Origin of the sequence: Streptomyces sp. V2I9, assembly GCF_030817475.1 — a bacterium.
GTDB lineage: Bacteria > Actinomycetota > Actinomycetes > Streptomycetales > Streptomycetaceae > Streptomyces.
On sequence record NZ_JAUSZJ010000002.1, the window covers coordinates 2,162,500 to 2,176,366 of the forward strand.

The 13,867-nt window shown below is 71.1% G+C and carries 14 protein-coding genes and 1 pseudogene; 9 read left to right on the forward strand and 6 right to left on the reverse strand.

Annotation, left to right across the window (positions count from 1 at the left end):
* Positions 1 to 125: 125 nt before the first annotated feature.
* Positions 126 to 335: a hypothetical protein gene (locus QFZ71_RS09450; RefSeq protein ID WP_307667815.1), complete on the forward strand. Its 210-nt coding sequence runs from the start codon at positions 126 to 128 to the stop codon at positions 333 to 335.
* 159 nt (positions 336 to 494) lie between these two features.
* On the opposite strand, the gene QFZ71_RS09455 is transcribed toward QFZ71_RS09450, so the two are convergent.
* On the reverse strand, positions 495 to 1,922 hold the full coding sequence (locus tag QFZ71_RS09455; protein ID WP_307667816.1) for an FG-GAP and VCBS repeat-containing protein: 1,428 nt from the start codon (positions 1,920 to 1,922) through the stop codon (positions 495 to 497).
* 214 nt (positions 1,923 to 2,136) lie between these two features.
* Here QFZ71_RS09455 and QFZ71_RS09460 point away from each other — a divergent pair, with 214 nt between their 5' ends.
* The 3 genes from QFZ71_RS09460 (at position 2,137) to QFZ71_RS09470 (ending at position 4,794) form a co-directional block, all read left to right on the forward strand.
* A complete protein-coding gene (locus QFZ71_RS09460; RefSeq protein ID WP_307667817.1) occupies positions 2,137 to 3,072 on the forward strand; it encodes a trans-aconitate 2-methyltransferase in 936 nt (311 codons plus the stop codon).
* Between the two features lie 129 nt (positions 3,073 to 3,201).
* The gene (locus QFZ71_RS09465; protein WP_307667818.1) at positions 3,202 to 4,182 is read left to right on the forward strand and encodes an alpha/beta hydrolase fold domain-containing protein; all 981 of its coding nucleotides are present in this window, start codon (positions 3,202 to 3,204) and stop codon (positions 4,180 to 4,182) included.
* A gap of 117 nt (positions 4,183 to 4,299) precedes the next feature.
* The gene (locus QFZ71_RS09470; RefSeq protein WP_307667819.1) at positions 4,300 to 4,794 is read left to right on the forward strand and encodes a hypothetical protein; all 495 of its coding nucleotides are present in this window, start codon (positions 4,300 to 4,302) and stop codon (positions 4,792 to 4,794) included.
* A gap of 91 nt (positions 4,795 to 4,885) precedes the next feature.
* Here QFZ71_RS09470 and QFZ71_RS09475 read toward each other — a convergent pair whose 3' ends face one another.
* The gene (locus QFZ71_RS09475; RefSeq protein WP_307667820.1) at positions 4,886 to 5,473 is read right to left on the reverse strand and encodes a YciI family protein; all 588 of its coding nucleotides are present in this window, start codon (positions 5,471 to 5,473) and stop codon (positions 4,886 to 4,888) included.
* A gap of 81 nt (positions 5,474 to 5,554) precedes the next feature.
* Entirely contained in the window at positions 5,555 to 5,911 is a 357-nt protein-coding gene (locus tag QFZ71_RS09480) for a hypothetical protein (RefSeq protein ID WP_307667821.1), read from the reverse strand.
* A gap of 132 nt (positions 5,912 to 6,043) precedes the next feature.
* On the opposite strand from QFZ71_RS09480, the pseudogene QFZ71_RS09485 reads away from it, so the two are divergent.
* Positions 6,044 to 6,832 (forward strand): annotated as a pseudogene (locus tag QFZ71_RS09485) (Scr1 family TA system antitoxin-like transcriptional regulator); the annotation flags it as partial.
* On the forward strand, positions 6,833 to 7,060 hold the full coding sequence (locus QFZ71_RS09490; protein ID WP_307671388.1) for a DUF397 domain-containing protein: 228 nt from the start codon (positions 6,833 to 6,835) through the stop codon (positions 7,058 to 7,060). It begins immediately after the preceding pseudogene.
* Positions 7,061 to 7,120: 60 nt separating this feature from the next.
* Here the strand turns inward: QFZ71_RS09490 and QFZ71_RS09495 are convergent, their stop codons facing one another.
* The 3 genes from QFZ71_RS09495 to QFZ71_RS09505 form a co-directional block, all read right to left on the reverse strand.
* Positions 7,121 to 9,508, reverse strand: a complete 2,388-nt coding sequence (locus QFZ71_RS09495; protein ID WP_307667822.1) for an excinuclease ABC subunit UvrA — start codon at positions 9,506 to 9,508, stop codon at positions 7,121 to 7,123.
* Positions 9,509 to 9,605: 97 nt separating this feature from the next.
* Positions 9,606 to 10,019, reverse strand: a complete 414-nt coding sequence (locus QFZ71_RS09500) for a VOC family protein (protein ID WP_307667823.1) — start codon at positions 10,017 to 10,019, stop codon at positions 9,606 to 9,608.
* A 10-nt stretch (positions 10,020 to 10,029) separates the two neighbouring features.
* A complete protein-coding gene (locus tag QFZ71_RS09505) occupies positions 10,030 to 10,449 on the reverse strand; it encodes a helix-turn-helix transcriptional regulator (RefSeq protein WP_065488124.1) in 420 nt (139 codons plus the stop codon).
* A 245-nt stretch (positions 10,450 to 10,694) separates the two neighbouring features.
* Between QFZ71_RS09505 and QFZ71_RS09510 the strand changes: the two genes are divergently transcribed.
* From QFZ71_RS09510 to QFZ71_RS09520, 3 genes are all read left to right on the forward strand, one after another.
* A complete protein-coding gene (locus tag QFZ71_RS09510; protein ID WP_307667824.1) occupies positions 10,695 to 11,852 on the forward strand; it encodes an acyl-CoA dehydrogenase family protein in 1,158 nt (385 codons plus the stop codon).
* A gap of 17 nt (positions 11,853 to 11,869) precedes the next feature.
* Positions 11,870 to 12,751 carry an acyl-CoA thioesterase II gene (locus QFZ71_RS09515; protein WP_307667825.1) on the forward strand — a complete coding sequence of 294 codons (882 nt, stop codon included), beginning with the start codon at positions 11,870 to 11,872 and terminating at the stop codon, positions 12,749 to 12,751.
* A 61-nt stretch (positions 12,752 to 12,812) separates the two neighbouring features.
* Positions 12,813 to 13,778, forward strand: a complete 966-nt coding sequence (locus QFZ71_RS09520) for a cation diffusion facilitator family transporter (RefSeq protein WP_307667826.1) — start codon at positions 12,813 to 12,815, stop codon at positions 13,776 to 13,778.
* The last annotated feature ends 89 nt before the right edge of the window (positions 13,779 to 13,867 follow it).

A 13,867-nucleotide genomic window follows, 5' to 3' on the forward strand; every position in this document is an offset into this window, starting at 1 on the left:
ACGTGGAAGCGTTTTTAGCCAGACCCCGCCGTTCCAGGCAACCTACAGGCGCGACGCCACCGGCCAGGTCTCCTTTTTGCCTGTGCGCGGCGAGGGCGAGATTCTAGGGTATCTATGGGCGTCGGATGCCGAAGGGGCTGCAAGTTTCGAGCCGCGCGACAAAAGCCGATCTGGCCGGATACCACGCGGGCCTGGTGTGGCTGGACAAGCTTCAAGACGCCTTCGATCAGGGATTGACGCCTTCCGTGGCCTTGGAAACCCTCAGGAATTCTTCCACAAACAAAGCTTCCGGACACATTCCACATGAATCTTCGACCGCGGAGGCCGACTTCTGAGCTCTGCGGAGAATCGCCAGTGATTGAGCACGTCCACGTTAACCAATCTTGATCTTGGCTGAAAGTGGACGGGCGGGGCAGACGGAGACCGGCCGGCGGCGGACATACGGCGGCCCCGGAGGTGCGAGCGCGTCTCCGGGGCCGCCGCCGTCCTCCTCGTCAGCCCAGCCAGTTGCCGAAGCGGACCGGCGACGGCGTCACGCCCAGGCTCGACTCGCCGAAGGAGACGCTGCCCATGGTGACCGGGCCCGTGCTGCTGCCCTTGAAGAGCCAGACGCCGCCCTGGTTGATGTTCTCGCCCGGCGCGCCCACCGCCAGCGTGGCCGGTACGCCCTTGGCTCCGGCCACCACGTGGACCTCGCCGCCGAACGCGTCGCCGTTCTCGTCGGCCCCCGGGACGTTCGCCGTGGACTGGCCGATCACCTTCGTGTCCGCGCCCGTGATGCCCGACGCGCGGCCCTTGAAGACCAGCACACCGCCCGCGTCCTTCGCCGCGTCCACGTCCTCGCCCGGCAGGCCCACGACGACCTCGCCGTAACCGTCGCCGTCCAGGTCGCCCACGGCCGCGCTCGCGCCCATGGCGTCGCCCACCTCGTCCGCGCCCGGCACCCCGGTCGTGGCCTGGGTGATCCACTTCGGCTTCAGCGCGGTGTTCTGGCCCTTCGGCCCGCCGTACACGACCGCCACCGCACCGCCCTTGCTCGGGAAGTCCAGGTCGCTGTCCAGGCCGGTCGGCCGGCGCGTGAAGACCAGGTCCGGGTACGCGTCCCCGTTGACCGAGCCGACCGTCACGGAGGAGTGGGACAGGTACGTCCCGGCTGCGGCGACGATCGGGGTGTGGGTGAAGCCGGTACCCGTCGACAGGTACAACTGCGTGCTGTCGCAGTCCGGTTCGTCGTTGCAACCGGTGCGGACCAGCAGGTCGTCCTTGCCGTCGTTGTTGATGTCCACGGCCTGCACGCCTTCGAGAACGCTGACGCCGTCGTCCACGGTGAGTGCCGTGCGCGTGGAGGCGACCGAGCCGTCCGCGCCGATGCCCTCGTGCAGGACGACCTTGCCGCTCCAGTCGCCCAACTCGATCCCGGCCGCGTCCGTACGGCCGTCCCCGTCGAAGTCGCCCAGCACGTGCCCCTTGCCCTGGAACTCGACGGACCGGGCGCCGAGGCCCTGGTTGCCGCCGAACAGGATGATCCGCTGGTCCGTGCCGGCCGTCACCAGCAGGTCCGTGTAGCCGTCGCGGTCGATGTCGGCCGTTGTTCCGCCGCCGAAGCGGGCGTTCGCGGCGGCCGTGCCGGGGACCCCGGACGTGTTCTGGTTGATCACCTGACGCCGGGCCGGGCTGATGCCCTTCGCGTCACCCGCGTACACCACCAGGTACCCGGCCTTCTTCAGGCCGGACACCGTCCCGTCGGGCACCGAGGCGTACATGTCCTGGTACCCGTCCCCGTTGAAGTCCACGTGCTGACGCGCGACGGCGGCAGGTCCGGCCGCCACCGCCGTCCCGGTCAAGGCCGGTACGGCGGCCGCCGTCGCCGCGAGTGCGACGATCACCGCGGAAGCCGTACGGATACGTGAAGCGTTCACCATTCATCCCCCTGAAGGACAGAAATTGTCGGTCGGAGGGCCATCCGCCCCCGCCCTCAGGTAGACCACCCGCCCGGCGAATGGTTGTGCGAACCCGGTCGGGTTGTGGATCACGCCGGTGTCGGCCTCTTGCGTGCGGAGCCGGCTCCGGAGTCTTCTTCTTGCGTTTTCGGCAACCCTGTATGCAGGTGGCGCAACCCTTCGTACGCTCGACCACATGGCTCACGCACACCAGGACCAGGACCAGAACCAGCCCTCCCGCCCCCACACCCACCAGCCCACCACGCACACGCACACGCACACGCACACGCATGACGGCTCCCCCCACAGCCATGTCTCCGACCCGCCTCCCGACGGCCTCCCCGAGATCCTCGACCTCGACGCCGCCCTCTTCGCGCCCCACCTGACCGCGCTCACCGGGCGTATCGCCTGTCTGGCCGGTGACGACGTCCGGCACATCGTCGACCTCGGCGCCGGAACCGGAACCGGAACCTTCGCCCTGCTGGAGCGGTTCCCCACCGCCCGCGTGACCGCCGTCGACAGTTCCCCCGCCATGCTGGAGCGGATCGTCACGTCCGCGCGGGAGCGGGGGCTCGGCGACCGCGTGCGGGCGGTGGAGGCCGACGCCGGGGCGGGGCTGCCCGGTGTCGTCGACGCGGACCTCGTCTGGGCGTCCGCTTCCCTGCACCACCTGGACGACCCCGCCACCGCCCTCGCGGGCATCCGTGCCGCCCTGCGCCCCGGCGGCCTGCTGGCCGTCGCGGAGGTCGACGGGATGCCCGCCTTCCTGCCGGAGGACGGCCCGGCCGGCGCGCTGGAGGCCCGCTGCCGTACGGCGCTCGACGGCCTGCACGCCGAGCGGCTGCCGCACCGGGGCGCCGACTGGGGCACCCTGCTCACCGTCGCCGGGCTCTCCGTCGAACAGGAGCGCGCCGAGCGGTGGGAACTGCGTGCCCCGCTGCCGGAGGAGGCAGGCCGGTACGCGTTCCTGGTCTTCGAGCGCATCCGCGGCACCCTCGCAGGGCGCGTCAGCGCCGAGGATCTGGCAGCCCTGGACCGGCTGGTCGGCGGCGGGCCCGAGGACGTACGCCACCGGGACGACCTCGTCGTACGGTCCACCCGCGAGACCTGGTTGGCCCGCCGCCCGGCCTGAGACACCCCGTCCCCGCCTGAGAACCCCGGTCCCGGACTGTCCGCACCGGGCCGCCGATAGCATCCACGCGGAAACCGGACGGACTCAGACGGACCCGGACGGACTCAGGCCGACCACGAGGAGCGACGCATGCGATTCGCACTGGAGGCACTCTTCGCGGACGTGCCCGCCGAGCAGGTCGCGGAGGCCCGCGCCTTCCACCGGGCGCGGGCCGCAGGCCGTGGGCCGGTCTCGTTCGAGGAGTTGGCCGCCGTCCGGGCGCGGCGGTCCGCTCCGCCCTCCGCCGATCCGCCCGCCGTCGAGGAGACGGCCGAAGCAGCCGGGAGGCGTGTCCCGGTCCGGGTCTTCCTGCCGTCCGGCGGCCCGCCCCGTGGCGTCCACCTGGACATCCACGGCGGCGGCTTCTACATGGACAGCGCCGCGCACGGCGACGTACGCAACCGGTCCCTCGCGGAGGCCCTGCGCGCCGTCGTCGTCAGCGTCGACTACCGGCTCGCCCCCGAGAACCCCTGGCCCGCCGCGCCCGACGACTGCGAGACGGCGGCGCTCTGGCTGGTCGAACAGGCCGAGGCCCGGTTCGGGACATCGCGGCTGGCGATCGGCGGAACCTCGGCCGGGGCCACCCTCGCCCTGGCCACCCTGCTGCGGCTCAGGGACCGGCGCGCCGAGGACACCCCGAGCGGCCCCGACGAGGCAGCCCCGGCGAGCCGGTACGGAGACGCGGTGAGCCGGTTCACCGGGGCCGCGCTCCAGTTCGGCACCTACGACATGAGCGCGCTCACCCCGGCCGGCCGCCGTATCGCGGACGAGTACTTCCTCCAGGCGTACGTCGGCCACGTGCCGGACCGCGACCGCACCCTTCCCGACATCTCGCCCCTCTACGCCGACCTCACCGGACTCCCTCCGGCCCTGCTCGTCGTGGGCGCGGAGGACGTCCTGCTGGAGGACAACCTGACGCTGGCGGGCCGGTTGGCGGCCGCCGGGAACGACGTCGAGCTGCGCCTCTACCCCGCCGCGCCCCACGGCTTCACCGGCCACCCCACCGCCCTCGCGGCCACCGCGCTCGCCGGCATCGACTCCTGGTTGCGGGAACGGCTCGGTCGCCCCTGACGCGGGCGTGCAGATGCACGCGCCCAGGGGCACCCGCCGGGGAAGCCGTACGTCAAGGTCGCGGCACCGCCCCTGAACCCGGCTGACAGGAAGGCGGCCCCTCCCTACGCTCGGTGCATGAACATCTTCGACGGCGGCGACGGCCAATGCCTGGAGATGAGCAACGGCGGTACGGCGGTGTTCGTGGATGTCCTGGCGCTCGCCGTCTCCGCCCTGGCCCGCGAGCCGTGGCACTTCCGTTTCGCCGCCCTGCTGACGCTCCAGGACCAGAGCGTGATCGGGCGCGGGGTCGTCGGCTTCGACCTGGCGGACCTCGCCTGGGGAGACACCCCGCAGGAGCGGGCGGCGGCGAAGGAGTGGCTCCTGCGCGTCCTCGACCTGGCGCTGACCCGCCACCGCTGGGAGGAGCTGACGTACGAACCGCCGTATGCCGAGACGTACCTGCGCACGTACCGGGCCATGGTGGAGGTGTTCGACCCGGCGACGGCGGACGGGCGTGCGGGGGTCCTCCCCGCACCACAGGACGCCGCGCTGGCCTCGTGCGTACGCCACCGGGTGCTCGACGCGCTGCCGTACTGGGCGGGGTGCGTGTTCTGCACGGCCGGGGTCTGAGCTCGCGGCGCGTGCCCGGCCAGTGGGGGCGCGTACCGGGGCTCCGAAAGTGCGGCGCCTACCGGCGAACAGCGGCGCCCCGGCCCGTGTGTCAGTTCCGTCCGCCGCGCTCCCAGCGCTGCGCCGTGAGCGTCACGGCCTGTCCACCGGCCAGCCGCTCCGCGAACGGCCGGACCAGGCCCCGTGCCTCGTCCGGGAGCGCCCGCACGGCAGCGACCACCCCCGTCGTCCCGGTCCCCTCGTCATCGACCAGAGCGGCCACGAACACCAGCCGGTCGTCCGGCTCCGCCCCCAGCAGGCGCTGCCGCCCGGCGTCACCCGAAGCGGCACCGCCCGTAGCGCTGGCCGACACGGACCACTGCGCGGTGACGAGCGTGTACGGGACGTCCGCCGCCGGTTCACGGCGCAGCAGCACCACGGCCGCGACCACCGTGAGATCCCGGTAGAGGCCCGCCTTCCGGAACGGCTCCTCCCGCGCGAACCGCTCCGCCTCCGCCCGGCCGGCGAGATCGACGACGTGGACGCTCCCCGTGTGCTCCTCCCCGTCGTCGGACACGGTGGGCCCCCGGAGTATCAGCCGGCCGTCGAACCGGTCCATGTAGGACCAGTGCTCCTCGCACAACTCCATCAACTGGTCCGCGACTTCGGGCTGGTCCTGGGCGTAGACGTAGAACGGCATGCCGCGACCGTACCGGAGGCGCCGGAACGGGCCCGGTCCACCCGGCCACGGCGGGGAGGCCGCCGGGACGCTCCTCCCGCCTCAGGGCCGCAGCGGAATCAGTCCGGGGCCCGACGGGTGGTCCGGCTCGAACACGTCGGGAATCCCCAGCCGCAGTCCACGGCTCCGGGCGACCCGGTGCACATCCCGCAGCGAGTGCGCCAGGGCGGCGGCGACATGGCGGAGCTGTACGGCGGTGGACCCGTCGTCCTGGACCAGGTCGTCGGCGTGGTCCAGGAGTTCGTACGCCATGCCGAGCTGCATGGCCTCGACCTTGTCGGCCTCGCGCGAGACCTTCCCGTCGCCGCTGCCGACGACGTAGCAGGGCCGTCCCGCCGTCCCGGTCCAAGGGAGGAGGCGGAAGGTGTTGGGGAGTTCGTCGTGCGTGTCTTCGTTCATGAGGGTGTCAACTCCGTGAGCAGTGGGGGTGAAGTCTTCGCTGCGTAGCGATCCACTCACAGAGTGCGAGCGGCGGAGCTAGGCTCGCCAGAGGGTCGGAGTGACACCGCGCTCGTCACACGGGAGTTGGCTGTGAGTAATACCTATGGCGAATGGTTGAAGGCGCAGCGGGAGGCGGCGGGTCTGACACAGCAGCAATTGGCGGACCTGGCGTTCATGACCCGGTCGCACATCGCCCACATCGAGGCGGGTCGCCGCGTGCCGAGCGAGGAGGACGCCCGGCGGCTCGACATGGTGCTCAAGACCGGTGGGGTGCTGACCAGCTTCCGGCCCGGTTCCGAGGACAACGTCCTCGCGGACTATTTCGCGGCCGCGCGTCATCTTGAGCAGCAGGCGACCGTGATCCGCGAATTCGCCCTGTCCTTCCTGCCGGGCATCCTCCAGACCGAGGCGTACGCACGTGCGGTGCTCGGCAAGGTGTACCCGCCGTTGACCCCGGAGGAGTGTGACAAAGCCGTCGTCGCACGACTGGAACGGGCTCAGGTCCTCAAGTCACCCCCTTCTCCCGTGGTCTGGGCCCTTCTGGACGAGGCCACGATTCGACGTCCGATCGGCGGCCCGGCCGTCATGGCCGAACAGCTTGAGCACATCATCGGACTCGTCGAATCCGGGCGCATTCGCGTACACGTGATCCCCGCTTCGGTCGGGTTCCACTCCCTGCTGGAGAGCATGCTGACGCTGATGTGGTTCGACGACCAGCCGCCGGTCGCCTACAGCGAAGGCGTGCAGATGGGGAGGTTGCACGATTCGCCGTCCGTGGTCGAGGCACTCCAGGCCCGCTATGATCTCGCCCTGAGCGAAGCACTGCCATTGCAGGAGTCTTTGGCACTGCTGAAAGAGACTGCGAAGGGCTACCGCGATATGGCTGAGCACAAACTCCCGAAGGATTCACCGCGCTCGCCCCTTCGCTGGCGCAAGTCCTCCTACAGCGGCAGCGAGTCGGGCAGCTGCCTCGAAGTCCACGACCACCACCCCACCGCCGTCCCCGTCCGCGACTCCAAGGTCCCCGGCGGGCCCGCCCTGCTCATCCCTGCCGCCGGGTGGACCTCCTTCGTGGACGCGGTCAAGAGCGGGGCCCTCCCCGGCTGAGCCGGAGGTCGTGCCGAGAGGGCCCGGAGAGCCGGGCCGGAAGGACCCGGCCCCGCCTGACTACTCCCCCACGTACTCCGCCAGGTGCTCGCCCGTCAGGGTCGAGCGGGCCGCGACCAGGTCGGCCGGGGTGCCCTCGAAGACGATTCTGCCGCCGTCATGGCCCGCGCCGGGGCCGAGGTCGATGATCCAGTCGGCGTGGGCCATGACCGCCTGGTGGTGCTCGATGACGATCACCGACTTTCCGGAGTCGACCAGGCGGTCCAGCAGGCCGAGGAGCTGTTCCACGTCCGCGAGGTGCAGGCCGGTGGTCGGTTCGTCGAGGACGTAGATCCCGCCCTTGTCGGCCATGTGCGTGGCCAGCTTGAGGCGTTGGCGTTCGCCGCCGGACAGGGTGGTGAGGGGCTGGCCGAGGCTCAGGTAGCCGAGGCCGACGTCCACGAGGCGGGTGAGGATCTTGTGCGCGGCCGGGATGGCGGCCTCGCCGGAGCCGAAGAACTCCTCGGCCTCGGTGACCGACATCGCCAGGACCTCGCTGATGTCCCGGCCGCCGAGGTGGTAGTCGAGCACCGACGGCTGGAACCGCTTGCCCTCGCAGTCCTCGCACGGGCTGGAGACGCCGGCCATGACGCCGAGGTCGGTGAAGATGACGCCCGCGCCGTTGCAGGTGGGGCAGGCGCCCTCGGAGTTGGCGCTGAAGAGGGCGGGCTTCACCCCGTTGGCCTTGGCGAACGCCTTGCGGATCGGCTCCAGCAGGCCGGTGTACGTCGCCGGGTTGCTGCGGCGGGAGCCCTTGATGGGGCTCTGGTCGACGGAGATGACGTTCTCGCCCGCCGGGATCGACCCGTGGACCAGCGAGCTCTTCCCGGAGCCGGCGACGCCCGTGATGACGGTGAGGACGCCGAGCGGGATGTCGACGTCCACGTCCTGGAGGTTGTGGGACGTCGCCCCCCGGATCTCCAGCGCGCCCGTGGGCTTGCGCACCTCGTCCTTGAGCGCGGCCCGGTCGTCGAGGTGGCGGCCGGTGACGGTGCCGGAGGCGCGCAGCCCGTCCAGGGTGCCCTCGAAGCAGACGGTGCCGCCCGCCGTACCGGCGCCGGGGCCGAGGTCGACGATGTGGTCCGCGATGGCGATGGCCTCGGGCTTGTGCTCCACGACCAGGACCGTGTTGCCCTTGTCGCGCAGGCGCAGCAGCAGGTCGTTCATGCGCTGGATGTCGTGCGGGTGGAGGCCGATGGTCGGCTCGTCGAAGACGTACGTGACGTCGGTGAGCGAGGAGCCGAGGTGGCGGATCATCTTGACGCGCTGGGCCTCGCCGCCGGACAGGGTGCCGGAGGGGCGGTCCAGGGCGAGGTAGCCGAGGCCGATCTCCACGAAGGAGTCCAGCGTCTGCTGGAGCGCTTCGAGGAGCGGGGCGACCGAGGGCTCGTCCAGGGCGCGGACCCACTCCGCGAGGTCGCGGATCTCCATGGCGCAGGCGTCGGCGATGGAGATCTTGGCGATCTTCGAGGAGCGGGCGGCCTCGGTGAGCCGGGTCCCGTCGCACTCGGGGCAGGTGGCGAAGGTGACGGCGCGGTCGACGAACTCCCGGATGTGGGGCTGCATCGACTCGCGGTCCTTGGACAGGAACGACTTCTGGATCTTGGGGATCAGGCCCTCGAAGGTGAGGGTGGAACCCTCCACCTTGACCTTGGTCGGCTCCTTGTAGAGGAAGTCCTGCATCTCCTTCTTGGTGAACGTGGCGATCGGCTTGTTCGGGTCGAGGAAGCCGGACTCCGCGTAGACCCGCACCGTCCACCAGCTGTCCGACTTCCAGCCGGGGATGGTGAACGCGCCCTCGGAGATCGACTTGGAGTCGTCGTAGAGCTGGCTGAGGTCGATGTCGGAGACGTTGCCGCGCCCCTCGCACCGCTGGCACATGCCGCCGGTGCGGCTGAAGGTCGCCTTGACGGCCTTCTTGTTGCCGCGCTCGACGGTGATCGCGCCGCTGGCCGTCACCGAGGGGACGTTGAACGCGAACGCGCCGGGCGGGCCGATGTGCGGGTCGCCGAGGCGGCTGAAGAGGATGCGGAGCATGGCGTTGGCGTCGGTGGCGGTGCCGACCGTGGAGCGGGGGTCGCTGCCCATGCGCTGCTGGTCGACGATGATCGCCGTCGTCAGGCCGTCGAGGACGTCGACGTCGGGCCGCGCCTGCGAGGGCATGAAGCCCTGGACGAACGCGCTGTAGGTCTCGTTGATCAGCCGCTGGGACTCGGCGGCGATGGTGCTGAAGACCAGCGAGCTCTTTCCTGAGCCGGAGACTCCGGTGAACACCGTCAGCCGCCGCTTGGGCAGCTCGATGCTGACGTCCTTCAGGTTGTTCTCCCGCGCGCCGTGCACCCGGATCAGGTCGTGGCTGTCGGCGGGGTGCGGGCCGGGCTGCTGCTGGGTCGTCGTTCTCGGGGCCATGCTCGTCGTCTCTCCCGTACTGGTACGCGAAGCCTGCGGATCGTGATCGTGCGTCGGGGCCGGGGCCTTGTCGGTCCCGGCCCCGGCCCGGCGGGGGTTACCTCGTGGCCTGGGTGATGCGGAGCATGTTCCCGGCGGGATCGCGGAAGGCGCAGTCGCGGACGCCGTACGGCTGGTCGATCGGCTCCTGGAGCACCTCGCCGCCCGCCGCGCGGACCTTCTCGAAGGCCGCGTCCACGTCGTCGGAGGAGAGGATGACCCCGCGCAGCATGCCCTTGGCGAGCAGCTCGGCCATGGTCTGCCGGTCGGCGGCCGGGGCGTTGGGGTCCGCGAGCGGGGGCTCCAGGACGATCTCGACGTCCGGCTGGGAGGGGGAGCCGACGGTCACCCAGCGCATGCCCTCGAACCCGACGTCGTTGCGCACCTCCATTCCCAGGGCGTCCCGGTAGAAGGCGAGCGCCTTGTCGTGGTCGTCGACGGCGATGAAGCACTGCGAGAGCTTGATGTCCATGGGTTTCACGCTACGGGCGGGGCCGACGATCCGCTTCTCCATTCCTGACCGGTCGCGTGAGCATCTTGGCGACGCACGCGGGGATGGTCTCGCCGGCCTCGTGGGGACGGGCCCGGTAGGCGCTCGGGCTCTCCCCGACCAGCTCCGTGAAACGGCTGCTGAACGAGCCCAGCGACGTACAGCCGACGGCGAAGCAGACGTCCGTGACCGACAGGTCGCCCCGGCGGAGCAGCGCCTTGGCCCGCTCGATGCGGCGGGTCATGAGGTAGCTGTACGGGGTCTCGCCGAAGGCGGCGCGGAAACTGCGGGAGAAGTGGCCCGCCGACATGAGGGCGTCGCGGGCCAGCGAGGGGACGTCGAGCGGTTCGGCGTACTCGCGGTCCATGCGGTCGCGGGCCCGGCGCAGCCGGGCCAGGTCCTCCAGCCTCACTCCCCACCTCCACCGACGCACGCGCCCGCGTGCGTCCCGTATGCCCGTTTCCGTACATCCGTCGGCGTCTCGCGCCGCCTGTTCCCGATCCTCCCCCACGCCACCGACCATCGCGCTCCACCGCCCATCGGGACGGGTGCCGAGCGTCACCCTGGACAGCGCACACAACTGGCGGGTAACTTCGAAGGAGGGCTGAGCAAGCGCTTAGACGAACACGCATCGACCGCCGACCAAGGAGGCATCCCGTGCGCCGTACGGTATTCGACGAGGACCACGACGCGTTCCGGGAGACCCTCCGCGCCTTCATCGCGGCCGAGGTCGTGCCGGTGTACGACGAGTGGTTCGCCGCGGGCCAGGCCCCGCGCGACTTCTACCTCAAGCTGGGCGAGCTGGGCGTCTTCGGCATCACGGTCGACGAGGAGTACGGCGGCGCGGGCATCGACTCGCACAAGTACGAGGCCGTCATCTACGAGGAGACCACGCGGGCGGGAGTCTCCTTCGGCGGCTCCGGTGTGCACACGCTGCTCGGTCTGCCGTACATCAAGATGCTCGCCACCGACGACCAGAAGAAGCGCTGGCTGCCGAAGTTCGCGACGGGCGAGGAGATGTGGGCCCTCGCCATGACCGAGCCGGGCACCGGTTCCGACGTCGCGGGCATGAAGACCACCGCCAAGCTCTCCGAGGACGGCACCCACTACGTCCTCAACGGCGCGAAGACGTTCATCACCGGCGGTGTCCATGCCGACCGCGTGATCGTCTGCGCCCGCACCGCCGCCCCGCGCGAGGACGACCGCCGCTTCGGCATCTCCCTCTTCGCCGTGGACACGACGTCCGAGGGCTACTCGGTCGGCCGCAAGCTCGACAAGCTGGGCCTGCGGGTCTCGGACACCGCCGAGCTGGCGTTCGTCGACGTCAAGGTCCCCGTCGAGGACCTGATGGGCGAGGAGAACAAGGGCTTCGGCTACCTCGGCACCAACCTGGCCTCCGAGCGCTGGGGCATCGCCTACGGCGCGTACGCCCAGGCCGCGGCGGCCGTCCGGTTCGCCCAGCAGTACGTGCAGGACCGCACGGTCTTCGGCAAGACCGTCGCCTCGTTCCAGAACACCAAGTTCGAGCTGGCCGCCTGCCAGGCCGAGGTGGACGCGGCCCAGGCCGTCGCCGACCGCGCGCTGGAGGCGCTGGACGCCGGTGAGCTGACGGCGGCCGAGGCCGCCTCCGCGAAGCTGTTCTGCACCGAGGTCGCCCACCGCGTCATCGACCGCTGCCTCCAGCTGCACGGCGGCTACGGCTTCATGAACGAGTACCCGATCGCCCGCCTCTACACGGACAACCGGGTCAACCGCATCTACGGCGGCACCAGCGAGGTCATGAAGTCGATCATCGCCAAGTCCATGGGCCTGTAAGGGGACACGTTCCCTCCATGAACGAGAGTCCCGATCCCCTGCTCGATCTGCTCCAGCTCCTCGACCTGGAGCGGATCGAGCGGGACATCTTCCGGGGCGAGAGCCGCAGTTCGCTCGTGCCCCGGGTGTTCGGCGGCCAGGTGGCGGCCCAGGCGCTCGTCGCCGCGGGCCGCACCGTCCCCGCCGACCGGGCCGCCCACTCCCTGCACGCGTACTTCCTGCGGGCGGGCGATCCCGGAGCGCCGATCGTCTACACCGTGGACCGCATCCGGGACGGGCGTTCCTTCACCACCCGCCGCGTCGTCGCCGTCCAGCACGGGCAGCCCGTCTTCCACCTCTCCGCGTCCTTCCAGACGTACGAGGAGGGCATGGAGCACCAGGCGCCCATGCCCGCCGCGCCCGACCCGGAGACGCTGCCGACCGCCGCCGAGATGCTGCCCCGGTACGCGGACCGCTTCAGCTCCCCCGGCGTCGTGGACCGGCTCATCGACGCGCGGGCGGCGGTGGATCTGCGGTACGTGGACACCCCGCCGTTCGCCACGGTCGGCGAGGCGCGTGAACCGCGCTCGCAGGTGTGGTTCCGGACGAACGGCAAGCTGGCCGACGATCCGCTGCTGCACGTCTGCCTGGCCACCTACGTCTCCGACATGACCCTGCTCGACTCGGTGCTGCTCGCCCACGGGCGGGGCGGCTGGGCGGTCGGGGACGTGGTCGGGGCGAGCCTGGACCACGCGATGTGGTTCCACCGGCCGTTCCGGGCGGACGAGTGGCTGCTGTACGACCAGGAGTCGCCCTCGGCCTCCGGCGGGCGCGGACTCGGCCAGGCCCGTATCCACACCGCCGACGGACGCCTTGCGATCACCGTCATCCAGGAAGGCGTCGTCCGCGTTCCCCGGTGAGTCGTCCGCGCCCCCGGCGATGACCGTGATTCGACGCCGCAATTCCGACATACTCCCCACCATGAGTGACGCGAAAGCGAACGGAACAGACGGTGGCGGGGAATCCACGTTCACCGTGATCGTGGCGGCGGTCGCCAATCTCGGGATCGCCGTGGCCAAGGCCGTCGCCGGACTCATCAGCGGCTCCAGCGCGATGCTCTCCGAGGCGGCGCACTCGGTCGCGGACACCGTCACCGAGGTCATGCTCCTCGCCGCGCTCAAGCGGAGCGAGAAGCCCGCCGACGAGGAGCACCCCCTCGGCTACGGCCCCGAGCGCTACATCTGGGCGATGCTCGCCTCCATCGCCACCTTCGTCGGCGGGGCCGTCTTCTCCCTCTACGACGGGGTGCACACCCTGGTCGAGGGCGAGGAGCTGGGCGACCCTCTCGTCTCGTACATCGTGCTGGCCGTCGCCTTCCTGCTGGAGGGCTACTCGCTGCGCACCGGGGTCAAACAGGTGCGGCGCGAGGCGTCGCGGATGCGCGTGCCGGACGCGTACTACCTGCGCCACACCCCCGACACGGCGGTCAAGGCCGTCGTGATGGAGGACTCGGCGGCCCTGGCCGGGCTGCTGCTGGCAGCGGGCGGCCTGCTGGGCGGGCAGCTCACCGGTTCGGGCGTCTGGGACGGGATCGCGTCCTGCCTGATCGGCCTGCTGCTGGTGTACGTGGCGTGGGTGCTGGGCCGCTCCAACGCGCAGCTCCTGATCGGCCGGCCGCTGCCCGCCGCGGTGCGCGCGGGCGTGCGCGAGGAACTGCTGTCGGTGCCGCACATCGTGGACGTACTGGAGCTGACCACGCTGATCCAGGGGCCGACCGAGATGCTGATCGCCGCGAAGATCGACTTCCGGGACATGGCCACCGCCGCCGAGGTCGAGTGGGCCTGCGAGGAGGCGGAGGCGCAGTTGCGCGAGCGGTTCCCGTCGATCCGCCGGGTCTACCTGGACCCGACGCCGGGCCGGGCCCGGCGTCGGAACGGCGGGACCTGACGCGGGACGTACGGCTCCGGGAGCCGCGGGCGGGCCGCTGGGGCGGGGCGCGGTGGCCCCTGACGCGCACGGGGCCCGGCCGCGCGGTT

Coding starts and splice junctions, on each gene's coding strand:
- QFZ71_RS09450 (WP_307667815.1), top strand. CDS start 126: ATGCCGAAGGGGCTGCAAGTTTCGAGCCGCGCGACAAAAGCCGATCTG.
- QFZ71_RS09490 (WP_307671388.1), top strand. CDS start 6,833: ATGGCTGAGCACAAACTCCCGAAGGATTCACCGCGCTCGCCCCTTCGC.
- QFZ71_RS09495 (WP_307667822.1), bottom strand. CDS start 9,508: ATGGCCCCGAGAACGACGACCCAGCAGCAGCCCGGCCCGCACCCCGCC.
- QFZ71_RS09465 (WP_307667818.1), top strand. CDS start 3,202: ATGCGATTCGCACTGGAGGCACTCTTCGCGGACGTGCCCGCCGAGCAG.
- QFZ71_RS09475 (WP_307667820.1), bottom strand. CDS start 5,473: ATGCCGTTCTACGTCTACGCCCAGGACCAGCCCGAAGTCGCGGACCAG.
- QFZ71_RS09500 (WP_307667823.1), bottom strand. CDS start 10,019: ATGGACATCAAGCTCTCGCAGTGCTTCATCGCCGTCGACGACCACGAC.
- QFZ71_RS09460 (WP_307667817.1), top strand. CDS start 2,137: ATGGCTCACGCACACCAGGACCAGGACCAGAACCAGCCCTCCCGCCCC.
- QFZ71_RS09520 (WP_307667826.1), top strand. CDS start 12,813: ATGAGTGACGCGAAAGCGAACGGAACAGACGGTGGCGGGGAATCCACG.
- QFZ71_RS09480 (WP_307667821.1), bottom strand. CDS start 5,911: ATGAACGAAGACACGCACGACGAACTCCCCAACACCTTCCGCCTCCTC.
- QFZ71_RS09470 (WP_307667819.1), top strand. CDS start 4,300: ATGAACATCTTCGACGGCGGCGACGGCCAATGCCTGGAGATGAGCAAC.
- QFZ71_RS09515 (WP_307667825.1), top strand. CDS start 11,870: ATGAACGAGAGTCCCGATCCCCTGCTCGATCTGCTCCAGCTCCTCGAC.
- QFZ71_RS09455 (WP_307667816.1), bottom strand. CDS start 1,922: ATGGTGAACGCTTCACGTATCCGTACGGCTTCCGCGGTGATCGTCGCA.